At 67.8% G+C, this 23,976-nt stretch carries 28 protein-coding genes and 1 tRNA gene; 17 read left to right on the plus strand and 12 right to left on the minus strand.

Translation table 11 applies throughout. From position 1 onward, the window contains the following. The first annotated feature begins 57 nt into the window (after positions 1-57). Positions 58-1,182, plus strand: a complete 1,125-nt coding sequence (recF, locus tag CJZ80_RS13250) for a DNA replication/repair protein RecF (RefSeq protein WP_233133112.1) — start codon at positions 58-60, stop codon at positions 1,180-1,182. A 38-nt stretch (positions 1,183-1,220) separates the two neighbouring features. Beyond that, positions 1,221-1,727: an adenosylmethionine decarboxylase gene (speD, locus tag CJZ80_RS13255; RefSeq protein ID WP_094514196.1), complete on the plus strand. Its 507-nt coding sequence runs from the start codon at positions 1,221-1,223 to the stop codon at positions 1,725-1,727. A gap of 196 nt (positions 1,728-1,923) precedes the next feature. Here speD and larE read toward each other — a convergent pair whose 3' ends face one another. Further along, positions 1,924-2,832 (minus strand): ATP-dependent sacrificial sulfur transferase LarE, encoded by a 909-nt coding sequence (gene larE / locus CJZ80_RS13260; protein WP_094514199.1) that lies wholly within the window; start codon positions 2,830-2,832, stop codon positions 1,924-1,926. A gap of 46 nt (positions 2,833-2,878) precedes the next feature. Here larE and CJZ80_RS13265 point away from each other — a divergent pair, with 46 nt between their 5' ends. After that, positions 2,879-4,024 carry a cob(I)yrinic acid a,c-diamide adenosyltransferase gene (locus CJZ80_RS13265; protein WP_094514202.1) on the plus strand — a complete coding sequence of 382 codons (1,146 nt, stop codon included), beginning with the start codon at positions 2,879-2,881 and terminating at the stop codon, positions 4,022-4,024. Positions 4,025-4,246: 222 nt separating this feature from the next. Here CJZ80_RS13265 and CJZ80_RS13270 read toward each other — a convergent pair whose 3' ends face one another. From CJZ80_RS13270 to CJZ80_RS13280, 3 genes are read right to left on the minus strand one after another with little or no spacing between them, the layout of a single operon-like run. Next, positions 4,247-5,068: a potassium channel family protein gene (locus CJZ80_RS13270; RefSeq protein ID WP_094514204.1), complete on the minus strand. Its 822-nt coding sequence runs from the start codon at positions 5,066-5,068 to the stop codon at positions 4,247-4,249. Between the two features lie 7 nt (positions 5,069-5,075). Then, complete coding sequence (moeB, locus tag CJZ80_RS13275; RefSeq protein ID WP_094514206.1) at positions 5,076-6,245, minus strand: molybdopterin-synthase adenylyltransferase MoeB; 1,170 nt, start codon at positions 6,243-6,245, stop codon at positions 5,076-5,078. Positions 6,246-6,291: 46 nt separating this feature from the next. Further along, positions 6,292-6,777 (minus strand): M67 family metallopeptidase, encoded by a 486-nt coding sequence (locus tag CJZ80_RS13280; protein ID WP_094514207.1) that lies wholly within the window; start codon positions 6,775-6,777, stop codon positions 6,292-6,294. 40 nt (positions 6,778-6,817) lie between these two features. On the opposite strand from CJZ80_RS13280, the gene CJZ80_RS13285 reads away from it, so the two are divergent. Next, the gene (locus CJZ80_RS13285) at positions 6,818-7,198 is read left to right on the plus strand and encodes a CAAD domain-containing protein (protein WP_094514210.1); all 381 of its coding nucleotides are present in this window, start codon (positions 6,818-6,820) and stop codon (positions 7,196-7,198) included. Positions 7,199-7,201: 3 nt separating this feature from the next. Here the strand turns inward: CJZ80_RS13285 and CJZ80_RS13290 are convergent, their stop codons facing one another. Beyond that, complete coding sequence (locus CJZ80_RS13290; RefSeq protein WP_094514411.1) at positions 7,202-8,083, minus strand: fructosamine kinase family protein; 882 nt, start codon at positions 8,081-8,083, stop codon at positions 7,202-7,204. Positions 8,084-8,138: 55 nt separating this feature from the next. On the opposite strand from CJZ80_RS13290, the gene crtD reads away from it, so the two are divergent. Then, positions 8,139-9,653, plus strand: coding sequence for a C-3',4' desaturase CrtD (crtD, locus tag CJZ80_RS13295; RefSeq protein WP_233133104.1), 1,515 nt, complete (start codon positions 8,139-8,141; stop codon positions 9,651-9,653). Here the strand turns inward: crtD and CJZ80_RS13300 are convergent. After that, positions 9,650-10,570, minus strand: a complete 921-nt coding sequence (locus CJZ80_RS13300) for a prephenate/arogenate dehydrogenase (RefSeq protein ID WP_233133106.1) — start codon at positions 10,568-10,570, stop codon at positions 9,650-9,652. The two genes, crtD and CJZ80_RS13300, sit on opposite strands and share 4 nt — an antisense overlap. Before the next feature lie 42 nt (positions 10,571-10,612). Here CJZ80_RS13300 and CJZ80_RS13305 point away from each other — a divergent pair, with 42 nt between their 5' ends. From CJZ80_RS13305 to CJZ80_RS13315, 3 genes are all read left to right on the plus strand, one after another. Next, positions 10,613-12,046: a helicase gene (locus CJZ80_RS13305; protein ID WP_094514214.1), complete on the plus strand. Its 1,434-nt coding sequence runs from the start codon at positions 10,613-10,615 to the stop codon at positions 12,044-12,046. 65 nt (positions 12,047-12,111) lie between these two features. After that, positions 12,112-12,360: a DUF2839 domain-containing protein gene (locus CJZ80_RS13310; protein WP_094514216.1), complete on the plus strand. Its 249-nt coding sequence runs from the start codon at positions 12,112-12,114 to the stop codon at positions 12,358-12,360. Between the two features lie 145 nt (positions 12,361-12,505). Next, positions 12,506-12,904, plus strand: coding sequence for a DUF1815 family protein (locus CJZ80_RS13315; RefSeq protein ID WP_094514218.1), 399 nt, complete (start codon positions 12,506-12,508; stop codon positions 12,902-12,904). A gap of 398 nt (positions 12,905-13,302) precedes the next feature. Here the strand turns inward: CJZ80_RS13315 and recA are convergent, their stop codons facing one another. From recA to CJZ80_RS13345, 6 genes are all read right to left on the minus strand, one after another. Beyond that, a complete protein-coding gene (gene recA, locus CJZ80_RS13320) occupies positions 13,303-14,505 on the minus strand; it encodes a recombinase RecA (RefSeq protein WP_094514224.1) in 1,203 nt (400 codons plus the stop codon). A 148-nt stretch (positions 14,506-14,653) separates the two neighbouring features. Continuing rightward, on the minus strand, positions 14,654-15,403 hold the full coding sequence (locus tag CJZ80_RS13325) for an HAD family hydrolase (RefSeq protein WP_094514417.1): 750 nt from the start codon (positions 15,401-15,403) through the stop codon (positions 14,654-14,656). A gap of 25 nt (positions 15,404-15,428) precedes the next feature. Beyond that, a tRNA-Gln gene (locus CJZ80_RS13330) sits at positions 15,429-15,500 on the minus strand. Between the two features lie 155 nt (positions 15,501-15,655). After that, complete coding sequence (locus CJZ80_RS13335; protein ID WP_094514226.1) at positions 15,656-17,362, minus strand: AAA family ATPase; 1,707 nt, start codon at positions 17,360-17,362, stop codon at positions 15,656-15,658. A gap of 32 nt (positions 17,363-17,394) precedes the next feature. Further along, positions 17,395-18,531, minus strand: a complete 1,137-nt coding sequence (locus tag CJZ80_RS13340) for an LdpA C-terminal domain-containing domain (RefSeq protein WP_233133107.1) — start codon at positions 18,529-18,531, stop codon at positions 17,395-17,397. Then, positions 18,479-18,940: an NAD(P)H-quinone oxidoreductase subunit N gene (locus CJZ80_RS13345; RefSeq protein ID WP_094514235.1), complete on the minus strand. Its 462-nt coding sequence runs from the start codon at positions 18,938-18,940 to the stop codon at positions 18,479-18,481. Before CJZ80_RS13345 ends, CJZ80_RS13340 begins: the two co-directional genes overlap by 53 nt. Before the next feature lie 425 nt (positions 18,941-19,365). Here CJZ80_RS13345 and rplC point away from each other — a divergent pair, with 425 nt between their 5' ends. Genes rplC through rpmC form a run of 9 tightly spaced genes read left to right on the plus strand, consistent with a single transcriptional unit; the run spans position 19,366 to position 23,962 of the window. After that, a complete protein-coding gene (gene rplC, locus CJZ80_RS13350; RefSeq protein WP_094514239.1) occupies positions 19,366-20,013 on the plus strand; it encodes a 50S ribosomal protein L3 in 648 nt (215 codons plus the stop codon). Between the two features lie 11 nt (positions 20,014-20,024). Continuing rightward, the gene (gene rplD, locus CJZ80_RS13355; protein WP_094514242.1) at positions 20,025-20,660 is read left to right on the plus strand and encodes a 50S ribosomal protein L4; all 636 of its coding nucleotides are present in this window, start codon (positions 20,025-20,027) and stop codon (positions 20,658-20,660) included. Continuing rightward, positions 20,653-20,955 carry a 50S ribosomal protein L23 gene (locus tag CJZ80_RS13360; protein WP_094514247.1) on the plus strand — a complete coding sequence of 101 codons (303 nt, stop codon included), beginning with the start codon at positions 20,653-20,655 and terminating at the stop codon, positions 20,953-20,955. The genes rplD and CJZ80_RS13360 overlap by 8 nt, the downstream gene beginning before the upstream one ends. 15 nt (positions 20,956-20,970) lie before the next feature. Beyond that, the gene (gene rplB / locus CJZ80_RS13365; RefSeq protein WP_094514251.1) at positions 20,971-21,834 is read left to right on the plus strand and encodes a 50S ribosomal protein L2; all 864 of its coding nucleotides are present in this window, start codon (positions 20,971-20,973) and stop codon (positions 21,832-21,834) included. A 35-nt stretch (positions 21,835-21,869) separates the two neighbouring features. Next, on the plus strand, positions 21,870-22,145 hold the full coding sequence (rpsS, locus tag CJZ80_RS13370; RefSeq protein ID WP_006173352.1) for a 30S ribosomal protein S19: 276 nt from the start codon (positions 21,870-21,872) through the stop codon (positions 22,143-22,145). 13 nt (positions 22,146-22,158) lie between these two features. After that, positions 22,159-22,518, plus strand: a complete 360-nt coding sequence (gene rplV, locus CJZ80_RS13375; protein ID WP_094514255.1) for a 50S ribosomal protein L22 — start codon at positions 22,159-22,161, stop codon at positions 22,516-22,518. Between the two features lie 19 nt (positions 22,519-22,537). After that, positions 22,538-23,266, plus strand: a complete 729-nt coding sequence (gene rpsC, locus CJZ80_RS13380; protein WP_094514258.1) for a 30S ribosomal protein S3 — start codon at positions 22,538-22,540, stop codon at positions 23,264-23,266. Between the two features lie 16 nt (positions 23,267-23,282). Further along, positions 23,283-23,744, plus strand: coding sequence for a 50S ribosomal protein L16 (rplP, locus tag CJZ80_RS13385; RefSeq protein WP_094514261.1), 462 nt, complete (start codon positions 23,283-23,285; stop codon positions 23,742-23,744). A gap of 2 nt (positions 23,745-23,746) precedes the next feature. Further along, positions 23,747-23,962, plus strand: coding sequence for a 50S ribosomal protein L29 (rpmC, locus tag CJZ80_RS13390; protein WP_094514264.1), 216 nt, complete (start codon positions 23,747-23,749; stop codon positions 23,960-23,962). Positions 23,963-23,976 lie beyond the last annotated feature (14 nt).

The following is a 23,976-nucleotide window of genomic DNA, read 5'->3' on the forward strand; positions in this document are numbered from 1 at the left end:
ACTCGGCCTACCTTAGCCGCAAGCCGCCCCAGACCCATTCGGCTGCATCGCCTGGAGCTGCTGCACTTCCGCAATTACGCCCGGCTGGAGCTGGAGATCGAAGCCCCACGGTTGTTGGTGATCGGAGCCAATGGCGAAGGCAAGTCGAATCTGCTGGAAGCGGTGGAACTGCTCGGCAGCCTGCGCTCGCATCGCACCGGCAGCGACCTCGACCTGATCCAGCACGGCGAAACCCACGCCAGCGTGCGCGGCTTCTGCCATGAACCGGCGGCGCCGAACCACCAGGGTGCGGCCAGCGCCAGCGACGCCCTGGAACTGGAGCTGCGCCAGCGGGGCGGACGCACAGCACGGCGCAACGGCAAGACCCTGAGCCGTCAGCACGATCTGATCGGTCCGCTGCGCTGCGTCGGCTTCAGTGCCCTCGATCTGCACCTGGTACGCGGCGAACCGGCCCTGCGGCGCCAATGGCTCGACCGGGTGGTGCTGCAGCTCGAGCCCGTCTACACCGAGCTGCTGAGCCGCTACGCCCGCTTGCTGCGGCAGCGCAGCCGCCTCTGGCGCGGTGGCCTCTCAGGACCGGAGCGGGAGGCCCTGCTCGATGCCTTCGACCTGCAGATGGCGGTGGTGGGCACCCGACTGCACCGGCGCCGGCGCCGGGCGCTGGCACGCCTGCAACCGCTCGCGGCCGCCTGGCAGGCCCGGCTGAGTGGGGGCCGGGAACGGCTGGAGCTGCGCTATCAGCCCGGCAGCGTGCTGGAGGGAGAGGAGGAGGAGGCCCTGTGGCGGGAGGCCCTGATCGAGCAGCTCCAGCGTCAACGCCAGGAGGAACGCCGGCTGGGCCAGTGTCAGGTGGGGCCGCACCGCGACGAAGTGGGGCTGTTGCTCGGCGATCAGGCGGCACGCCGCTACGGCTCGGCCGGCCAGCAGCGCACCCTGGTGCTGGCACTGAAGCTGGCCGAGCTGGAGCTGGTGCAGCAGCTCTGCGGCGATCCGCCCCTGCTGCTGCTCGACGACGTGCTCGCCGAGCTCGACCCCACCCGCCAGCAGGTTTTGCTTGAAGCCGTGGGCGAGGCGCATCAGTGCCTGGTGAGCGCCACCCATCTGGAAGGTTTCAGCGATCGCTGGGCCGCAGGCTCGCAGCGGGTGGGGATCGTGGCGGGGGCGATCCACTCCCCCCCTTGAACCTGGCACTAGGATGCATTGCTGTTTGTACAGATTCGATGACCCAGACCCTGCCCTGCCTCCACCCCAACCCGGGATGGAACGGAGCCCAAAGCCTCAAGAGCCCTAAGCACCCCGCCTCTCCTGCCCCGGCTGAACCCGTGGCCAGCTCACCTGAAACCATGGTGGGCAAACACTGCATCCTCGAGCTCTACGACTGCAACCCGCAGAAGCTCGATGACGAAGCCTTCCTCAGGACCGCCATCACCACAGCAGCGAAACGTGCTGGCGCCACTCTCCTGAACCTCATCACCCATCGGTTCGAACCGCAGGGCGTTACGGGGCTTGCTCTTCTGGCCGAATCCCACATCTCGATTCACACGTGGCCGGAATCCGGTTACGCGGCTGTGGACGTGTTCACCTGCGGTGACCACACCATGCCAGAGCGGGCCTGTGAAGTGCTTGGCCAGGAGCTCGGAGCCACACGCCGGAAGTTGAAGAGCTTCCGGCGGGAAACGCCCGCCTCGATCGCCGACGGAATCCGCGAACCGGTGCCCGCCGCCTGATCCGTTCCGGGGCACACCAAGAGGGCCATGCAAGGTGGGCGGGCATTCAGTGCCCTGCCCACCTTTTTCGCGTCTGGCCATGCTCTGACACAGGCCTGGCCAGTAGATCGGCCTGTGCTCTGGCCATCGTCTTGCCGTGGCTCGGCCTGGGTGTGGGCGCTGCCTGGAAACTGACCGTGCGTTTGCCTGGTCCCGTTCAGCCCCGGCCCATTGCGGCGCCGGGCAGCTGGCGGTTCAGCTTGCCGCTCACCAACCCTTCCAGGTCCAGGCTCACAGCGGTGAAGCCCAGCCCCAGGAACGTGTCCACCAATTCCTGTCGCGGCAGGCGGGTCACGAAGGAATCGAGCTGATCGGCGGGCACTTCGATGCGGGCCGTCTCCCCCTGCACCCGCACCCGCAGCTCACGCACCCCGCGGCGGTGCAACCACTCTTCGGCACGCGCCAGCCGTTCCAGGCGCAGCGCTGTGATCGGCTCTCCGTAGGGAAATCTTGAGGAGAGGCAAGGCTGGGCAGGTTTGTCCCACCAGGGGAAACCGAGCGCTCTCGAGATCTGACGCACGCCCGCCTTGTCGATACCGAGCTCCGCCAGCGGTGAAATCACCCCATGCTCCCGGGCCGCCTCGATCCCGGGGCGATGATCCCCGAGGTCATCGAGGTTGACACCATCCACCACCTGCAGGCCGCGGCCGGCGGCGATCTGCTCCGCCAGCACACCGTGCAGCTCCTTCTTGCACGCGTAGCAGCGGTTGACGGGGTTGCGGAAGTAGGCGGGATCCTGCAGCTCTGCCGTGGCCAGCTCCTGGTGGCGGATGCCCATCCAGGCCGCCTGCTGGCGGGCCTCCTGGAGCAGATGGGGGGCCAAGGCGGGGGAAACACCCGTCACCGCCAGGGCCTCCTCGCCCAGCTGCTCGGCCGCCACCGCTGCCACCAGGGCGCTGTCCACACCGCCGGAATAGGCCACCACCACAGCCCCGAAACCCTGCAATCGGGCGCGCAACCGCTCCAGCTGGGTGCACAGCTCGGCAGGCAGGCACTCCAGCAGGCGGTGCAGGGCCGGGGCAGCAGCGCCTCCGGCAGCCTGAAACGGCAGTGCTGGTGAAGGCATTCCAGTCGCTGCCGATCGTTAGCATCTGATCGTAGAAGCCTGAGCCATGGCAGCGACCACAAGCAACGGCCGGGGCATAGGGATCCGCACGGCCGCAGGCAGCAGTGAGCGCAGCCACGGCCAGTTGCACGTCTACGACGGCGAAGGCAAGGGCAAAAGCCAGGCGGCCCTCGGGGTGGTGCTGCGCACCATCGGTCTGGGAATCTGCGAACAGAAACGCACGCGGGTGTTGCTGCTGCGCTTTCTGAAAGGCCCGGGACGCTCCTACGACGAGGACGCGGCCATTGAAGCCCTGCAACAGGGCTTTCCCCATCTGATCGATCAGGTGCGCACCGGCCGCGGCGATTTCTTCACCGCCGGAGAGGCCACGGCCTTCGACCGGCAGGAAGCGCAGCGCGGCTGGGACATCGCCAGAGGCGCCATCGCCAGCGCGCTCTATTCCGTGGTGGTGCTGGATGAGCTCAACCCGGTGCTCGACCTGGGCCTGCTGGAGGCAGGTGAGGTAGTGCGCACCCTGGCGGCCAAACCGGCAGGGATGGAAGTGATCGTCACCGGCCGGGGGGCGCCGGCCCAGTTGGTGCAACTGGCCGACCTGCACTCGGAGATGCGGGCCCACCACCACGAGGATCAGGGCGGCCGGCTCACCGGAATCGAGATCTACACCGGCGAGGGCAAGGGCAAATCCACCAGTGCCCTGGGCAAGGCGCTGCAGGCGATCGGGCGTGGCATCAGCCAGGACAAGAGCCACCGGGTGCTGATCCTGCAATGGCTCAAAGGCGGCAGTGGCTATACCGAAGATGCGGCCATTGCCGCGCTGCGGGAAAGCTATCCCCATCTGGTGGATCACCTGCGCTCAGGCCGCGATGCGATCGTGTGGCGCGGCCAGCAGCAGCCGATTGATTATGTGGAAGCAGAGCGGGCCTGGGAGATCGCCCGGGCAGCGATCGCCAGTGGTCTCTACAAAACCGTGATCCTCGATGAACTGAATCCCACTGTGGATCTGGAATTGCTGCCGGTGGAGCCGATCGTTCAGACCCTGCTACGCAAGCCGGCCGAAACGGAAGTGATCATTACGGGCCGCTGCAAGAACCCACCGGCCTATTTCGATCTGGCCAGTGTGCATTCAGAGATGGTCTGCCACAAGCACTACGCCGAGCGCGGCGTGGACCTCAAGCGCGGCGTGGATTATTGATTCGAGCGTTTCTTTGCTTCTCTGACTTGGATCTTCCAGGATCCCGCAACTTCAGCACGAACATGCCTGGGCCATGTGTACGCGCATCTCTGGCTTGTGCATGCCTGGCTTGCGCACTCAGACTTCACCCAATTTGCTCCATCCTGTTTTATTGATTTTCGCTCAGACGCCTGAACGCACCGACTCCCGCACAAGCAACAGCAAAAGCAAACGCACGTTCGCTCATTCCTTTCGGCTTCTGTCGACATCGAGCGGCAGCGGCAGGCGCCCCTCCTCGATTTCCTCTTCGATCAGATCCACCTCCCGGTTGGCGATGAAGCGGCCGAGCAACAGGCCCATCAACAGAGACACATACAACGTGCTGCTGAGGCTCAGCAGAATGGCCAGCCGTTCGCCGAGGGGGTTGCTGGGCAACACATCGCCATAGCCCAGGCCGCCGAGGGTCACAAAGCTGAAATAGGTGAGTCGGTCGAGCAGGAAGTCGTTGTGGGCTTCTACGCCCAGGTTGAAGCTGCCCGGGTGAATCACCTGAATGGCCGTGGCCAGGATTCCACCGGTGAGGCCAAGATGCACATAGCCCGCCGCCGCGCCGGCCAGCACCTTCAGGTTCACACGCGGCACCCGGGCCAGCACCAGGACGAACCGCACCGTTGTGGTGAGGAAGAACACCGTGAGCATCAGCAGCGCCACCACCCTCAGCTGCTGGTTTGGCCAGCCCCCAACCAGCAACGGCACCCAGGTGCCGAGCGCCGCCAACAGTCCGAGCAGCCGGTAGAGCTGAACGCGCAGCAGCTCCGACGAGGACGGCCGGATCGCCGGCAGAAGCCGGATCGACTGGAGCACCAGCAGCGACACCATCACCGGCAGCAGGAAGCGGGCGAAGCCCACCCCGCGGATCGTGGCCACCGGCATGAGAAACACCGGCAGCAGGGTCAGCAGGAGGAAGGGAACGAACTGCTGTTCAAGGAGCAGCAGACGCCGTTCCTCCTGTCGCCGGCCGTCACGCTCGTGCTCCGTCAGTGCCGCCCTTGCCACTGGGGGCATGCGGGGGTCAGTAGAGCGGAACGGAAGGATCGACCTCCTCGCTCCAGGCCTTGATGCCTCCCGTCACGTTGACCCCCTCGATGCCATGCCGTTTGAGCGCGATCAGGGCCTTGGCCGAGCGGCCGCCGAGCTTGCAGTGCACATAAAGGCGCTTGCCTGCGGCCAACTCGCGCACCTGCTCGATCGCCTGCCCGCTTTCGATCTGATCGAGGGGAACGAGCACGCCACCAGGCATCACCGCGATCTCCGCCTCCGGCGGGTTGCGCACATCGAGCAGCACCACATCGGTGGGCTGGCTGTCGAGCAGGGCTTTGAGCTCCTGCACGCTCACGGAGGGCACACTGCCCGCTTCCTCCTGGCCGGGTGCCGAGCCACCGACACCACAGAACTCCTGATAATCGATCAGTTTGTCGATCACCGGACGCTCAGGGCTGGGGCGCAGCTTCAGTTCGCGGAAGGTCATCTTCAGGGCATCGAACAGCATCAGGCGACCGCTGAGCGTGGTGCCGATGCCCACGATGATCTTCACCGCTTCGGTGGCCTGGATCATGCCGATGATGCCGGGAAGCACGCCCACCACCCCGCCTTCGGCGCAGGACGGCACCATGCCCGGCGGCGGCGGTTCGGGGAACAGATCTCGGTAGTTGGGCCCGCCCTGATAGTTGAACACCGTGGCCTGGCCCTCGAAGCGGAAGATCGAGCCGTAGACATTGGGCTTGTCGAGCAGCACGCAGGCGTCGTTCACCAGATAACGGGTGGGGAAGTTATCGGTGCCATCGCAGATCACGTCGTAGGGGGCGATGATCTCGAGCGCGTTTTCGCTGGTGAGCGCCGTTTCGTAGAGATCAACCTGGCAGTGGGGATTGATCTCGTGGATGCGATGCCGCGCCGATTCGATCTTCGGCTTGCCCACCCAGCTGGTGCCGTGAATCACCTGGCGCTGCAGGTTGCTGCTATCCACCACGTCGAAATCGACGATGCCGAGGCGACCGACGCCGGCGGCGGCCAGATAGAGCAGAAGGGGAGAACCAAGGCCACCCGTGCCTACGCAGAGCACCGAGGAGGCCTTCAGGCGCTTCTGTCCCTCCATGCCCACCTCGGGCAGGATCAGGTGGCGTGAGAAGCGGGCCACCTCATCAGGTGTGAGCTGGACGCCGCTGGTGTCGGGAGGAAGCATGGGCAGAAGGCCGGTGGCCAGAACAGCCGCTTGGGCGGCACATGCCTCAGTCTCCCAAACCCCCGGGCCTTGCCTCATCCTCCGAAGCCAGCGGCAGCGGCTCGGCCGCCCTGCCATCGCCGGTCTCCGTCAGCCACCAGCCCCGCAACTCCTGGTGCAGGCCTGAGGCGATCAGCAGCACGGTGGGGGGCATCGCCAGCTCCAGATCCAGCGCCGAAGGCACCGCCGCGCTGGTGGGATGGCTGTGCGCGGCGCCGATCACCGAGAGGCCACGGCTGCGCGCCCACTTCTGTGCCTGCAGCTGCTCGCGCGGATCGAGGGCGAAACGCCGATGACGCTCCGGTTCCGGTTCCCACACATTCAGGCACGGCCACGCCGTGGTGATCCGCCAGCGGTGGTCTGCGTGGCCTGTCGGAATCGGGCCGATCAACAGAGCGCAGCCCTCCTGAGGGTGGGCCGCCCGCACGATCGCCTCCAGCACCGTCAGGGCGCGCCGATCGATCACCAGCTGTTCTGGCCAAGAGCCACCCATGCCGATACGTTATGGGCCGTCACCGCACCCCGCTCATTCAATGAACGAAACAATCACCGAGCAGGACGTGCAACCGACCAGCCATGTGCCCGCTTCTGAGAGCTCCGACGCTGGAGCGAGCTTCAACGCCCGTTACGGCGAGATCCTCACCAAGGTGAACCAGACCCTCGAGCAGGTGGACTGGAATCAGGCCGGCAAGGCGGGCAAGGCGCTCGGCATCCTGCTGGCCGTGATCGTGGCCCAGATCCTGATCAAGGGAGTCCTCGACACGATCAACCTGCTGCCTGTGGTTCCCGGCCTGCTCGAACTGCTCGGTTTGGTGGTGGTGGGCAGCTGGAGCTGGAAGAACCTCACCACCAGCGAAAAGCGCTCCGCCGTGGTGGAGCGCCTGCGCAGCCTGCGCCAGGAGTATCTGGGCTGAGGCCTAGAGCAACCGGTCAATCAACGCCTGCGCCTGTCGCCAGTAACCGCCACCGAACAGGTTGGCGTGATTGAGCAGGTGGTACAGGTCGTAGACAAGCCGCCGGCGCGCTTCGCCCGGCGGCAACGGCCATTCACGCCCATAGCCCAGGAAGAAGTCCGCCGGAAAGCCTCCGAACAACCGCGCCATGGCCAGGTCCACTTCCCTGTCGCCGCGGTAGACGGCCGGATCAAACAGAGCCGGCAGCGACGAATCTTGCAGCAGCGCCGCATTTCCGCTCCACAGATCCCCGTGCACGAGGCAGGGATCAGGGCCGTGGTCGTCGAGCCAGCCGGGCAGGTCTGCCAGCAGTTGCTGGCTGCCCGGTAGCTGTTTTCCCTTCGCCGCCGCCAGCTCCAGCTGCACGCCCAGACGCCGCTCTGCGAAGAAGCGACCCCAGTGATCCCCCCAACCGTTGCGCTGGGGGTTCGAGCCGATGAAGTTGTCGTGCGGCCAGCCGAAACGCAACGACGGGCCAGCGGCGCTGCGCCGGTGCAGGCAGGCGAGGGCAGCACCGAAATCACTCCAGGCCTGGGAGCTGCCGCCATGGGCCAGCGTCAGCCACGGCAGCAACAGCACCGCTTCCCCCTCCACCACGGCGCAGTGCAGCGGTTGCGGCACCACCAGGTCGGCGCCGGCGGCGGCCGCAAGGGCCTTGAGACCGTCCGCTTCGGCCTGAAGCAGGGGCAACGCTGTCGCGCCGTTGGTTTTGGCGAAGAAGCGGCGGCCATCGGCAAGCTGCAGCTGCCAGGCCCGGTGGATGCAGCCACCGCCCACCGGCTGGCGGGAGAGCAGTGGCGCCTGCAGGTGCTGCCGCACCCAGGCCGCCAGCGAATCGTCCGTCACGGCCGCCCCGTCAGCATTGCCAGCATGCCTGCAATTCTGTGGCGGGGCAGCGAAGGTGGGCGCGCAAGCCGATGCGGCCAAAGGCCAGTGCGACGTGGCCGTGCTCGGCGCCGGAATCGCCGGCCTCACGGCAGCGGCCCTGCTGGCGCGCCAGGGCCTGGACGTGCAGCTGCTGGAAGCCCATCACCAGAGCGGCGGCTGCGCCGGCACCTTCCGCCGCCGGGGCTATGTGTTCGATGTGGGGGCCACCCAGGTGGCCGGCCTGGAGCCGGGCGGCATTCACGCGCGGATCTTCGAGCAGCTGGGCGTGGAGGCGCCGGCAGCCACCCCTTTGGACCCCGGTTGCGTCGTGGATCTGGCCGATGGCCAGCCGGCGGTGCGGCTCTGGCGTGATCCCGAGCGCTGGCGGCAGGAACGGCAGCGGCATTTCCCGGGCTCGGAGCGCTTCTGGAGCCTGTGCGCAGCCATCCACCAGGCCAACTGGGGCTTCGCTGGACGGGAACCGGTACTGCCCCCCCGCAGCCTCTGGGACCTGGGCCAGCTGCTGGGGGCCCTGCGCCCCGCCAACCTGGCCAGCGGTGTGCTGGTGGGAAGCACGATCGCCGATCTGCTGAGGCTCACGGGCTGCGCCAACGACGCGCGGCTGCGGCGCTTTCTCGATCTGCAGCTGCGTCTCTATTCCCAGGAGCCGGCCCACCGCACTGCCGCGCTCTACGGCGCCAGCGTGCTGGCGATGGCACAGGAGCCTCTGGGCCTGTTCCACCTGGCGCCCTCGATGCAGGCCTTGAGCGATGCGCTGGAGCTGGGGCTGGCCCGCGCCGGCGGCAGCCTGCGCTTGCGGCACCGGGCGAGCGAGCTGCGGCAGCACGGCAGCGGCTGGAGGGTGCATGGCACAGGGCCAGGCGGGAGCAGCTGGCAGCTGCTCGCCCGTGAACTGGTCTGCAGCCTTCCCCCCCAGTCGTTGCCGGATCTGTTGCCAGGGGATGCCCTGCCGGCCGGTTACGGAGCGCGGCTGCGGCACCTGGAGGATCCCAGCGGTGCGCTGGTGCTGTACGCGGCCGTGGAGCGCAGCGCCCTGCCCGCCGACTGCCCCGCTCATCTGCAGCTCGACTGGGCCGACCCTGGCTCCCTGTTCGTGTCGGTGAGCCGGGAGGGGGATGGCCGGGCGCCGGCGGGGGAGGCCACCGTGATCGCCAGCGTGTTCACTCCGGCCCGGCCCTGGTTCGAGGGCGACGAAGCCGCCTACCACTCCCGCAAACAGACGGCGATGGCGGGCCTCCAGGCAGGGCTGAATCGGTTGCTCGGTCTCACGCCGGCGCACTACCGCCACGCGGAACTGTCCACACCACGCAGCTTCGCCCGCTGGACCGGGCGGCCCTTCGGCTTCGTGGGCGGCCTGGGCCAGCATCCCTCCCGTTTCGGCCCCTTCGGGCTGGCCAGCCGCACACCCCTGCCTGGCTTCTGGCTCTGCGGCGATGCCATCTACCCCGGCGAAGGCACCGCGGGCGTGAGCCTGTCGGCGCAGATGGTGAGCCGGCAACTGCTGGCTCGGCGGGGGATCGCTGCCTAGAGGAACTCCGGCCGCAGGCGCTGGCCGGCCGCCAGTGCCTCGCGCAGATCGGCCCAGCGCTCCTGCTGCAGCAACCCCTCCAACTGATCGAGTGATCGCCGGTAGGAGGCCAGGGCCGCCAGGAGCTGCTCCCGGTTGCAACGGGCCATCAGGGCACCCAGTTCCGGGTTGCCGCCCCCCACACGTGTGGTGTCGGCAAAGCCACTGGAGGCCAGCGCACGCACCAGCGCCCTGGCCTCAGTGTCCACCTGCTCGTAGCCGGCTTGCCCATCGCCAGGGGCCGGTGCCGCCACGGCGCCCCGATCCGCCGCCTGCAGCAGGGCGGCACCCACCAGCACCGGCAGGTGGGAAATCAGCGCCACGGCGCGGTCGTGGGCCTGGGGGTCGCACAGCAGCCATCGGGCCTCCACGGCTTCCGAGAGGGTGCGCACGAGCTCCAGAGCTGCCGGGTCGGTGTCTGGCGTGGGCGTCACCACCCAGGGGCGACCGCGGAACAGGTGGCGCACCCCCGCTTCCACCCCGGCCTCCGCGGTGCCGGCCATCGGGTGGCTGGCAACGAAACGGGGCACGATCCCCTGCCAGGTGCGCAGCACGGGTGCCTTGACCGAGCCCACATCGGTGATCACCGCGTCCGGCGGCAGGGCAGCCAGCAACGCCGGGTCCGGCGCCAGCAGCTGATCGAGCGGCAGCGCCAGCACCACGAGCCGGCAGCCCGCCAGCACGGAGGGATCGGTGCTGACCCGGCCAGCCAGTCCACGCTGGCGAGCCCGCTCCGCCGTGCTCTCCCGCCGTACAAGCCCGCGCACATCCCAGCCGCGGGCACGCAGATCGAGGCCGAGGGAGCCGCCGATCAGGCCCAGCCCCACCAGCCCCACCACTCCGGCCGTGCCGTCGGGGTGCATCGTCTGGGCTGTCATGGCTGCCACGGTCCACTCGGAGCAGCTTCCTACGATTCGCGGATGTTGGAAGCCCGCGCCCACCAGCAACTCAAGCAACTCCTGCGGCAGGAGGGTGGCGTGGGCTGGCCGCATCACCTCACGCTCAGCCGGGTGGTGGGGCGCAGCCTGCGGCGCGGCGATCACTGCTGCCTGCAGCTTGCGCCTGGCAGCGATCCGGGCTGGCTGGTAGCCCTGCTCGTGCCGATGGCCCTGGCAACGGCACCGCTGGTGCTGGTGGTGAGCGAGCCGATGCGCCGGCGCTTGCTGCAGGTCGAGCTGCCCCGGCTGCGGGCCGCCGGGCTCACGCTGCCGTGCTGGGAAGGGGAGACACCGCCCCGCGACAGCACCCTCTGGCTGATGAACCATCAGCAGTTGGTGAAGGCCTGGCAGAGCGGCACCCTTGGAGATCGCCACCTGGTGATTCCCGAGGAGGAGATCCTCGAAGCACGGCTGCGCACGGCGCTGGATCAGCAGCTCGCTCCTCAGCATTGGGACCAGATCCGCCTCAGCCTGCCGGCGGCGGACGCGAGCCTGCTGGAGCTGCACCAGCGGCTCGGCCGCCGGATCCTCAGCCACCCGGGCACCCCCTCGGCCCAAGTGCCCCTGCCGCCCGAAGACGAAGCGCCCCTGCGGCAGTTGCTGTCGCTGCTGGGGCCGCTGCCGCGTCCATGGCCCGAGTGGATGGCGGCCAGCGGCCCGGGCTGGACGAGCTGGGCCACCGTGGACCGCCAGCTGCTGCAGTGGGACCTCCACCGGGTGCCGCTCGAACCGCTGGAGGTGATGCAGGGACTGCTGGATGGCCGGGCCCTGGTGCTGGTGGGCCAGCGCGGAGCGCCTGTGCAGCTGGCGGGGTTCACCCCCCAGGTGCGGGTGGATCTGGCCGATCCGCTCCTTTCCGACCCTTTGCCGCTCTACGCGCCCCTGCGCCAGCCCCTGCCCAACAGCCCCCAGTACGGCGAGCATCTGCTCGATCACTGCCGCCGTCTGGTGCTGGGCCAGGCTGGTCTGACGATCGTGCTCGTCGATGAGGCTGGCCTGCGCCTGCCGCTGGCGGCGGCGCTGGCGGCCGAGTTCGGCACGCGGGTGTGCCATCAGGACACAGCCCCGGAGAGCAATGGTGTGATCTGCTGCGGCTGGAGCTGGTGGCTGGAGCATCAGGAGCGATTGCCGGTGCCCTGCCAGGTGGTGGTCGGTCCACTGCCGATCGCCAGCCTGGAAGACCCGCTCACCGCCGCCCGGGTGATGCGGCTGCGCCAGCAGGGACGCGACTGGTTCCGCGAACTGCTGCTGCCCGAAGCGCTTGATCGACTGCAGCGCGGCCTGGCCAGCCTCAGGCGCGGAGGGGCGGGGCGACTGGCTGTGCTGGATGGCCGGGTCCGCAGCCGCAGCTGGGGGCGGCAGGTGTTGCGCGCCCTGGAACCCTGGGTGGCCCTGAATCGCCTGCTCCCGGGCTGAGCCGCCAGCTGCAGATACGCCCGGTGGCCACCTCTACGCTGCACCGCAGTGGGAGCAGAACGGTCATGGGTGAAGCAAGGCGGAGGGCGCAACAGGGTCTGCCACCACGCCAGAAGGCCAAGCCATCCGCAGCCAAGGACGCTTCACCACGCCTGGTGGAATGGTTTCCGCTCACGCGCGACCAGGCCGATCGCTTCGTGAAGCTCACCACCCGCGGCGCCTGGGTCGGCATTGGCTCACTGGTCCTCTTCTGGGTGGTCGTGCGCTTCATCGGCCCGGCCGCCGGCTGGTGGCAACTGTCCGACACCCCCTGAGACATCGCCCTGACATCCACCCCCTGGCCGCCGCAGGCGCTCCTGCTGAGCGCCACAGACGTCACCGCCTGCTGACGCGCCACTATGAACGGTCGCAACAATCGGAAGAAAACCTTATGATCGGGCGGACCAACGGTTCCGCGTGATGTTTACCCGTCTGGCTGAGCAATACCGCTCGCTGGCTCAGGATCTCGTCATGAGCCTTCAGGCTCTTGCCAGCAGCCTGCAGCGCAAAGGGCTGGTGGCTACCTGCTACGTCTGCGGAGACGGCCAGGAGCGGCAAGGCGCTTCCTTCGTCGCAGACCTGGGGGATACCCACACCATCCGCTTTCTGGTGTCTGACTGCGGCATCAGCTGGGTGGAATCGCGCAATGGTCACGAGCTGGTACGGCTGGACGGGGCCGATGCGATCCAGGAACTGCAACGGGTGACCGCGTTCCTGCAACAGGTTCCCGCCGACGGCAACGCCATAAAGACTGCGGACCAACGGCAGGCTGTGCTGATCAGCGCAACGTCCCAACCCCTCGAGGAATTGGTGGGGTGACCAGCTCGGCTGAGCGGGTGAGTCCCTGGCGTTCTGGGGACAGTCGACCCACGGGTGTACGCCTCTGCTCAACTTCTGAGCTGCTGAGCTGCTCGTGTACTGACCGGAAGGCTGGTTCTTCGGAAGGCTGAATTGAGCCCAGTGCTGAGGCGCAGGACGCCTCAGCACTGGACCGGTGAGCTGGACAGCTGGCTGGGAATCGGAGGGAGCGTTCCAGCTGCGGCCAGCTTTCAGGCCGATGGCTGGCCGCAGCTGGCTCTCGTTGCCGTCGAGACTTCACCTGGATTTCCGCACCACGCTGGGGCGATCCGGGCTCTCTGTCGATGCCCGAATCACCCTTTCAATCCCCCGCCCCGCTGATACGGCTGGAATGGTGGGGCTGGGCCTGCGGCCTGCCCTCAGCGCGCAGCCAGACCAGCCACCTCCACGGCGTCATCCGCGTCGGAGCCGTCGTCGGCCTCAGCCTCAGCCGCAGCCAGCTTTGCCGCCGCCGCCGCCAGGGGCTTGACGGAATTGGCCGTCACATCGGCGCCTTCGGTGAGCTTGCGGCGCACGATCGCTTCGATCGCCTCCTTCTGGGTGGGGTTCTGCTCCAACCAGGTGATGGTGTTGTCGCGCCCCTGGCCGATGTTGTCGCCCTCGTAGCTGTACCAGGCACCCTTGCGGACCACCACGGCCGTTTCCTCGGCCAGATCCAGCAGACAGCCCAGGGTGCTGATGCCGCGGCCAAAGAGAATGTCGAACTCAGCGATGCGGAAGGGGGGCGCCACTTTGTTCTTCGCCACCTTCACCTTGGCCCGGATGCCGTACTCCTCGGTGCCACGCTTGAGGGTCTGAATGCGGCGGATGTCGAGGCGAACCGAGGCATAGAACTTGAGCGCGTTGCCTCCCGTGGTGGTTTCCGGGTTGCCGTAGGTCACCCCGATCTTTTGCCGCAACTGGTTCAGGAAAATCACCGTGCAGCCGGATTTGCCGATGTTGCCGGTGATCTTGCGCATGGCCTGACTCATCAGACGGGCCTGACTGCCCACCGCCAGGTCGCCCATCTCCCCTTCGATCTCCGCCCGTGGGGTGAGCGCCGCCACCGAGTCGACCACAACGATGTCGACGGCCGCAGAACGCACCAGCTGATCCACGATCTCGAGCGCCATTTCGCCGGTGTCCGGCTGGGAGACCAGCAGGTTCTCCACATCGACCCCGAGGGCCGCCGCATAGACCGGATCCAGGGCATGCTCGGCGTCGACGAAGGCCGCCACGCCACCACGGCGCTGGGCTTCGGCGATCGCATGCAGCGTGAGCGTGGTTTTCCCCGAACTCTCGGGACCGTAGATCTCCACCACCCGGCCCTTGGGATAGCCGCCACCGAGGGCAAGATCAAGAGTGAGCGCGCCGGTGGAAACGGTTTCGACCCGCATGCGGGAAGCATCCCCGAGGCGCATGATCGAACCCTTGCCGAAGTTGCGCTCGATCTGACCGAGTACGAGGTCAAGGGCCTTGTCGCGGGCGGCGGCGGCGGAACCGAGGGCAGCGGCCGACGATCCGGCGGCGGCGGAGCGGGGATGAGCGGCCCTGAGGTCGGTGCTCTTGGGGTCGGCAGGCATGGTCAACGGTGGGTGAGAGAACAGGCCGCTGATCGAGACGTCCGAAGCGGGACATCCTGCGGCCTCAAAGGCACAGGTGCCACCGAATCGGGTGGACGTATCAGGCCGGCGCGCCGGACAGGAATTAGTACAGGCGTACGCTAGCGGATCAGGGCCAGGTCGCCAAGGGGGCCGCGAACCGCTCCGGGCGGAGCAGGGCGATGCCCGGCGGCAGGCCGGTCAGATCAGCCGCGCGCACGTACCCCCACGACACCAGAAAGCAGCGCACGGAGGTCAATCCTGGCGTGGCCCGCACCTGCTCCAGGGTGGGGCGCCTGTCTTCGATGAACCAGATCGGCCTGTTCAGCGACCGCAACTGGAGCAGAACCTCCGGCTTCGGCCCCTGCTCATGACCGAACAGCTGCCAGGGCTCAAGGCCCTCGGCAGAAAGCAGCTCAGCGGCGAAGGCCGCCCCCTTGGTGGTCAGCACCGCCCAATCGGCCGCCTCGCCGCGCAGGGCCCGCAGCCGCTCCGGCACGCCGAGGTAGGGGCGGTGCAGTGCAAGCCAGGCGCTGCGGTCGGTGGCGATGGCCTCGCGGCGCACGAGCTCCAGCACCTCCTGCAGCTGGGAGGGATGCCACTCCCAGCGCTCCAGAGCACGGTCCAGAGCACCGCCGTAGTCAGCCAGGGTGTCGCTGAGCCGATGGTCGTCGCGGCCCAGCTCAGCGGCCAGCAGCACCATCTCCCAGCCCTTGTGGATCAGGGGCCGCAGCTGGGCAAAGCCGGGCGGCGCCGACACGGGCAGGTGAAGGTCGGGGCGCAGCCGCAGAGCAGCCCGGCGGGCGCTCCACCAGTACTCGGCCATGCCGTCGACCAGCACCCCGTCAAAATCGAACACCAGCAGGGGGCTGGAGGACACAGGGGAGCTCAAAGGAGTGTCAGAACTGGGCCGCTAGGATTCGAACCTAGGAATGGCGGGACCAAAACCCGCTGCCTTACCACTTGGCGACGGCCCAACGCGCAGTTGTGGGGTGGTCCGGGGAAGAGGGCCCGCAGGCCGCCAACGCAGTGGAACACCCGACGCCCGGGATCCAGATAGTTACCCACAGCGAGCCGTCCTTCGTCAATCTCCCGCTGTGCTGACAGGGATCACGGCAGCTGATGGCAGCGCTCAGCGCGGGAACACACGCAACCGCAGCTCCCCGCCGCTGCCGAACTCGGCACAGCGCAATCCATAGCGGCGCACCTGCTCCGCCTGAATCTGGCGGACGCGGGCGCTGCGGGGCAGCAACTCCACCGGGCAGCCGCGGGGCACCACCACCTGTTCCACAGCCAGACGGCATTCCTCCATGGCGCCGTAGGCGTCGTCCGGCAGTACCTGCAGCGGCGCCACCCCATCCGGCTGGCGCCGCCGCAGCAGCCGCTCGAGACCTCGCTGGATCTGATGCAGGCTGTCGGACTTGATCACCAGGATCGGCACGCCGTGGAGCTGGGCCTGCCGCCGCACCTCCGGGTCCTGGCCCAGCTGGTTGCGCACGGTGAGCACCGCATCCGCCTGCTCCAGATCAACAACCTGCTCAACGGCATAGCGGCGGCTGCGCACCGCCTGATCCAGCAGCGCAGCGCTGATGCCGCAGCTGAACAGGCGCAGGGTCGTCGCTGCCGGCTCCACCGCTGGGCGCCGGTGCGGCGCGGGCATGGATGGGTCGGGCAGAGGCACCGGCGCCAGGGGCGGGGCCGGATCCGGCCGCCGTAGCTCGCGGCGTGGCGCTGGTGGCTCTGCGCGCGTCAAGCGGGGTGGGGCCGGAGGAGTGGCCGCGTCTTCGAGCCGCACGCGGCCGGAAGCATCGCATTCGCGCACCTGGGGGCGGGCAGGCTGCCCCCGAAGCTGGAAATCCACCGTGCGGGCCACGTCACGGTGCACCAGCCAACGGCTGCGGCTGTGCATCTCCACCGCCAGCGGGAAGGTGGGGTCGGCACAGCGCTCCAGCACGGTCTTCTGGGAGCCGCGCCGCCGCGCTTCCTCATCACCGAGCGTGACCGACTGAATGCCGCCGATCAGGTCGCAGAGGGTGGGGTTCTTGATCAGGTTGGCCAACTCATTGCCGTGGGCCGTGGCCACCAGCTGCACCCCCCGTTCGGCGATCGTGCGGGCCGCCTGAGCCTCCAGCAACGTGCCGATCTCATCGATCACGATGACTTCCGGCATGTGGTTCTCCACCGCCTCGATCATCACCTGATGCTGCAGCTCGGGGCGCGCCACCTGCATGCGGCGGGCCCGGCCGATGGCGGGGTGGGGAATGTCACCGTCGCCGGCGATCTCGTTGCTCGTGTCGATCACCACCACGCGGCGTTCCAGGTCGTCCGCCAGCACACGGGCAATCTCCCGCAGGGCCGTGGTCTTGCCGACACCGGGACGCCCCATCAGCAGCAGCGACTGACCGGAATCCAGCAGATCCCGCACCATCGCCACCGTGCCGTACACAGCGCGGCCCACCCGGCAGGTGAGACCCACCACATCGCCGGTGCGGTTGCGGATGGCGCTGATGCGGTGCAGGGTGCGCTCGATGCCCGCCCGGTTGTCGCCGCCGAAATGGCCGAGCCGTTCCACCACGGCCGCCAGGTCCGAGCGGTCGATCGGCTGATCGGTGAGGGCAATGGCGCGCCCGGGGTAGCGGGCCTCAGGACAACGACCAAGATCCAGCACCACCTCGAGCAGCTGGTCGCGGCTCTCCGCGGCGGCGAAGGCCTCGCGCACCCGCTCCGGCAGCACCGCCAGCAGCGCTTCGAGATCGTCGGTCACCCGTTGCGGCGAAAGGGCGACCTCAGGGGCGCCGGCGTGAGCCAGGGCGAGGGGGGCAGCGTCGGGAGCTTGCATGACCCATCACTCCAGGACTGCCGTTCTAGCCATCAGGAAGCCAGCCACGGGCCGACCAGCGCCCGGGCCCTTGCCAGCGCCTCGGTCCAGAGGTCCGCATCGTCAAGCAGCCGTGTGCCCCGTCGCTCGGCCTCCACCAGCAGCGGCTGCAGCTGACGGCGGGCCATTCCACCGAAGGCCACACCGGCGCTGAGGCGCCGCGCCTCCGCCGCCGAGCCCGCCAGACGACGCAGCAGCTCCAGGGTGTGGCCGTTGGTGCCACCCGCCAGTTGCAGGGGCCCCGGTGGTGCCCAGGGCCGCAGCGCCGCCAGCAGCCGCACCGCGGCATGGGCCGTGCCGTCCCCCACATCGCCGCTCATCGGCCGGCCATCGAGCTGCCAGAGGGGCCGCAACCCCGCCGCTCTAAGGCGCGCGAACCGCTGCCAGAGCTCCGCCGCCAGACCCTCCACCCCTGGACGTTCCATGCCTGCAGATTCCGCACCTGAACCGTCCACGCCGTCAGCCACCGCCTGCCTGCGGCCGTTGGAGGGCGCTTCCCAGCCGCAACTCACCGACAGGCGCTGCAGGGGCAGTCGCGCAGCCACCACCTGGTCGAGACGCTGAGCGAAAGCGGCGCCTCGGCCCGGCTGGGTGTGAATCTCCACCGCATCCGGCCGCAGCGCTTCCAGCAGAGGGGTCACAGCCTCCGCCGGCAGCGCATGCTCCCTGGCCGCGATCAGGCCGAGGGGGCAGGCCGGCAGGCAGCGGCCGCAGCCATAGCAGCGCTCGTCGATCACACCGCCGCTCTCGCCGATGGCCAGGGCCGGGCACACCCGCGCGCAGGGTCGGGGGCAGGACGGCGGACAACGCTCCGGATCGAAGTGGGCCTTGCGGAAATGGGGGTCGGCGCCATCGCTGAGGCTCAGCATCAGCCAGGGGGGACAGCCGCCAGCGGAGCGCTCCAGACCCCAGGCGATGCCGCGCCGCGCTGCCACCACCACAGCGGGATCGGCAGCCACATCGATCGCCTGAACACCCGCCAGGGTGTAGATGCCGCAGAGATCGACGATCGCAGCCAGATCCTGGTTGCTGGCGCCGCAGATCAACTTGACCCAGCGGCCGGAGCGCAGCGCCTGCTCAGGCGGCAACGCACTGATCGAGCGGATGCCAGCGCAGCGACCTCGAGCCACCCATTTCCGCCACGATGCGCAGGCGCGGCTCCCTCTGGGTGAGCCCGCACAGGGCCGAGAGCTCTGCGGCGGAGAGCACCTGGGCTTCCAGCAGCCAGAGCAGGATCGGTTTGGTGCCTTCCAGCAGGGGGCCGAGCTGGGGCATCACCTGTTGGACGTCACCGACGGCAGCGGCATTGCCAACGCTGTGGTGGCCAAGGTGGGGCGGACGGATGCCATGCGACTGGAGCAGGAACACTTCGGGATCACCGAGGCCGCGGGCTGAAGTCATTTGTGCGCGGTAGCCGGCGGCGCGCAGACGCCGCATCAGCCGTGTCTCCGCACCACCTTCCAGGGGGGCATAGAGGGCCAGGGCACCAGCCTTCTCCAGATCCTCCCGAAAGCGACGGCCGGTAAGAAGGAGCGGCATGGAGGGCAATGCCAGGAACGGCGGCAGTCTGGCAGGACGCTTTCAGGAATAGGGGGTCGGACCATGCGGTACTGTGGATTCTTGTGCATGTGTTCTGTGCCCGTCCGCTAGCCGGGCCTCCGGAACCTTGCGCGGGTCCACCGCTGTCGGTGGATCCTCCCGGCCAGTTCGGCAACGAGCAGCTCTGCTGCCTCACCGCCGACGGGAAACTCGCCGTCCTCCGGCTACGGCCCGACGGAAAAGTCCCAGCCTGCTGTTTCGCCCACCGCTAGCCCCCGGCCCTGCCTGCCCGTCAGGCCATGGCCGGATGCTCCGTTTCCACGGGATCCAGTCAAGCGGATCCAGCGCGTTCATCGATTCAGCCTCCAGGCGGCCCGTCATCTCCGGATGGTCTCGGCCGTGGTCCTGCTGGCGTTCTTCCCCCCATGTCCATCGGCATCCTCGGCAAGAAATTGGGCATGTCCCAGTTCTTCGCCCCCGACGGCAAGTCCATCCCGGTCACCGTGATCGAGGCGGGCCCCTGCCGCATCACCCAACTCAAAACCCCTGCCACCGACGGCTACACCGCCGCTCAGATCGGCTTTGGCGACATTCGCGAGAAGCTCGTCAACCGCCCGGCTGCGGGTCACCTGGCCAAATCCGGCAGTGAGCCCCTGCGGCACCTCACCGAGTACCGGCTCGATTCTGTCGAAGGCCTCGAACTCGGTGGCACGATCACGGTCGAAGGCTTCGAGCCCGGCCAGAAAGTCGATGTCAGCGGTGACACGATCGGCCGCGGTTTCAGTGGTTATCAGAAGCGCCACGGCTTCAGCCGCGGTCCGATGACGCACGGTTCCAAGAACCACCGCGAACCCGGATCCACCGGCGCCGGCACCACCCCCGGTCGGGTCTACCCCGGCAAACGGATGGCAGGCCGCTACGGCGGCAAGCAGATCACCACCAAGGGTCTCGTCATTCTCAAGGTGGATGTCGAGCGCAACCTGCTGGTGGTGAAGGGTTCGGTGCCCGGCAAGCCCGGCGCCCTGCTCAACATCCGACCCGCTCGGCGGGTCGGTGACAAGGTCGCGAACTGAGGATGTCAGCCATGGTCAACTGTGTCGTTCGTGATTGGCAGGGCAAGGAAGCCGGCAAGGCCAGCCTTGATCTGAGGGTCGCCAAGGAAGCCTCGGCCGGCGGCCTGCTGCAGCGCGCGGTCGTGCGCCAGCTCGCCCACGCCCGCCAGGGCACGGCCAGCAGCCTCACCCGCGCCGAAGTGCGTGGTGGCGGCCGCAAGCCCTACAAACAGAAAGGAACGGGTCGTGCGCGCCAGGGCTCGATCCGCACCCCGCTCCGCCCCGGTGGCGGCGTGGTGTTCGGGCCCAAGCCCCGCACCTACAGCCTGGCGATGAACCGCAAGGAGCGTCGCCTGGCGCTGCGCACCGCCCTGATCAGCCGGGCCGCCGACATGGTGGTGGTGCAAGGCTTCGGCGCGGCGCTGGAGCAGCCGAAAACCCGCGAAATCGTCGCTGCTCTGCAGCGCTGGGACATCCCCGCCGGCGCCAAGGTGCTGCTGGTGCTGGATGCCCCCACCGATGTGGTCCGCCTGTCGGTCCGCAACCTCGAAAACGTGAAACTGATCGCCGCCGATCAGCTGAATGTCTTCGACTTGCTCAACGCCAGGAAGCTGGTGCTCAGCGAGGAAGCTCTCGCCAAGATCCAGGAGGTCTACGGAGATGACTGAACGTTTCGCCAACCGGCTGGCGGATGTGATCCGGCGCCCGCTGATCACCGAGAAAGCCACCCGCGCGCTCGAACTCAACCAGTACACCTTTGAGGTGGACCCCAGGGCTGCCAAGCCCGACATCAAGGCCGCCGTCGAGCACCTCTTCGATGTGCGCGTCATCGGCGTGAGCACCATGAATCCTCCTCGCCGTGCCCGGCGGGTCGGACGCTTCGCCGGCAAGCGCGCCCAGGTGAAAAAGGCGGTGGTGCGGCTCGCCGCAGGCAATGCCATCCAGCTGTTCCCCGAGGCCTGAGGGTTCTGAATCGTTATGGCAATCCGCAACTACCGTCCCTACACCCCCGGCACCCGCACCCGGGTCGCCAGCGACTTCAGCGAAGTCACTGAGCGCAAGCCCGAACGCAGCCTGGTGGTGGCCAAGCACCGCCGCAAAGGCCGCAACAACCGGGGCGTGATCACCTGCCGCCACCGTGGCGGTGGCCACAAGCGCCTTTATCGCCTGGTGGATTTCCGCCGCGACAAGCACGGCGTGGAGGCCCGCGTGGCCGCCATCCACTACGACCCGCACCGCAACGCGCGTCTGGCTCTGCTCTTCTACACCGATGGTGAGAAGCGCTACATCCTTGCTCCTGCAGGCATTGAAGTCGGTCAAACGGTGGTGTCCGGCCCCGGATCCCCGATTGAAACCGGCAATGCCCTGCCGCTCTCCTCAATTCCTCTGGGCTCCGCTGTCCACAACGTCGAGCTCTACGCCGGACGTGGTGGCCAGATGGTGCGCACCGCCGGCGCCAGCGCCCAGGTGATGGCCAAGGAAGGTGATTACGTCGCCCTCAAGCTGCCGTCCACCGAGGTTCGTCTCGTGCGCCGGGAGTGTTACGCCACCCTCGGTGAAGTGGGCAACGCTGAAGTTCGCAACACGAGCCTCGGCAAAGCCGGTCGCAAGCGCTGGCTGGGGCGTCGCCCCGAAGTGCGCGGCAGTGTGATGAACCCCTGCGACCACCCCCACGGTGGTGGTGAGGGCCGCGCACCGATCGGCCGCTCCGGCCCGGTCACCCCCTGGGGCAAACCGGCCCTGGGCCTCAAAACCCGGAAGCGGAACAAACCCAGCAATCGGTTTGTCCTGCGGAAACGTCGCCGCACCTCCAAACGGAGCCGTGGCGGACGGGATTCCTGATGGTCAACACTGTTTTGCTGTCTGCTTAAACCGCCATGGGACGTTCACTCAAAAAAGGACCATTCGTCGCCGACCACCTGCTGCGCAAGGTCGAAGCGCAGAACAGCGCTGGCGACAAAACCGTGATCAAAACCTGGTCGCGGGCTTCCACCATCCTGCCGATGATGATCGGCCACACGATTGCCGTTCACAACGGCAAGAGCCACGTGCCGGTGTATGTCACCGAGCAGATGGTGGGCCACAAGCTGGGGGAATTCGCCCCCACCCGCACCTTCCGGGGTCACATCAAAGACAAAAAAGGTGCCCGTTAAGGAGCGACACACCATGGCCAACCCTTCCCCCAGCTCAGAAGCCCGCGCCCACGGCCGCTACATCCGCGGATCCGTTTCCAAGGTGCGCCGGGTGCTCGACCAGATCCGCGGCCGCTCCTATCGCGAGGCGCTGATCCTGCTCGAGTTCATGCCTTACCGCTCCACCGGACCGATCACCAAGGTGCTCCGTTCGGCGGTCGCCAATGCGGAACACAACCTTGGTCTTGATCCCGCTTCCCTGGTGATCAGCACCGCGATCGCCGACATGGGTCCTTCCCTGAAGCGATTCCGTCCCCGCGCCCAGGGGCGGGCTTACGCGATCAAGAAACAAACCTGCCACATCAGCATTGCTGTGGCGTCCACTTCCGCCTGACCCCCGAGGACACCGCCCGATGGGACACAAGATCCATCCAACCGGATTGCGCCTGGGGATCACCCAGGACCACCGCTCCCGCTGGTATGCCCCCAGCAAGACCTATCCGATTCTTCTCCAGGAAGACGATCGGATTCGTCGCTTCATCCACAAGAAATACGCCAGCGCCGGCATCTCCGACGTGCTGATCGCCCGCAAGGCCGATCAACTCGAAGTGGAGCTCAAAACGGCACGCCCCGGCGTGCTGGTCGGCCGCCAGGGCAGCGGCATCGAAGAGCTTCGTGCCGGCATCCAGACCACGCTCGGCGACCGCCAGCGCCAGGTGCGCATCAATGTCGTTGAGGTGGAGCGGGTCGACGCTGACGCCTACCTGCTGGCCGAATACATCGCTCAGCAACTGGAAAAGCGGGTCGCCTTCCGCCGCGTCATGCGGATGACGGTGCAGCGCGCCCAGCGGGCCGGTGTGCTCGGGCTGAAAATCCAGGTGAGCGGTCGTCTCAACGGCGCCGAAATCGCCCGGACGGAATGGACCCGCGAAGGCCGCGTGCCCCTGCACACGCTGCGCGCCGACATCGATTACGCCACCAAGGTGGCCACCACCACCTACGGGGTGCTGGGCATCAAGGTCTGGGTGTTCAAAGGAGAGGTGCTTCCTGGGCAGAAGGAGCAACTGCCCGCTGGTGGAGCACCCAGGCGCCGGAGCAGCCGGCGGCCCCAACAGTTCGAAGACCGCTCGAACGAGGAGTGATCAGGAGGCCTGAACCATGCTGAGTCCCAAACGCGTCAAATTCCGCAAACAACAGCGAGGTCGCATGCGCGGCGTCGCCACCCGGGGCAACACGATTGCCTTCGGTGAGTTTGCCCTCCAGGCCCAGGAATGTGGCTGGATCACTTCTCGCCAGATCGAAGCCAGTCGTCGGGCGATGACCCGCTATGTCAAGCGGGGAGGAAAGATCTGGATCCGGATCTTCCCCGACAAGCCGGTCACCATGCGCCCCGCCGAAACCCGTATGGGTTCCGGTAAAGGCAACCCTGAATTCTGGGTGGCGGTGATCAAGCCCGGCCGGATTCTCTTTGAGATGGGCGGGCCTGAAATCACCCCGGCCATCGCCAAGGAGGCCATGCGCCTGGCGCAGTACAAGCTGCCGGTCAAGACGAAGTTCCTCGCCTTGGCCGACCAGGAGCCGGAAGCTTCCCCCGAACCCTCTCTCGCCCTGGAGTCCTGAACATGGCACGTCCTGCCATCGCCGAGGTGCGAACCCTCACCGATGCCGAATTGGTCGAACAGATCGGCGGTTGCCGCCGTGAACTGTTCAACCTTCGCTTCCAGCGGGCCACCCGCCGGCTGGAGCAACCGCACCTGTTCAAGCAGAGCCGCACCAAGCTGGCTCAGCTGTTGACGGTGCAGCAGGAGCGGCAACGCTCCGCTCCCTCCGCCTCCTGATCCCCCACCACCCC

The organism is Synechococcus sp. MW101C3 (genome assembly GCF_002252635.1).
GTDB lineage: Bacteria > Cyanobacteriota > Cyanobacteriia > PCC-6307 > Cyanobiaceae > MW101C3.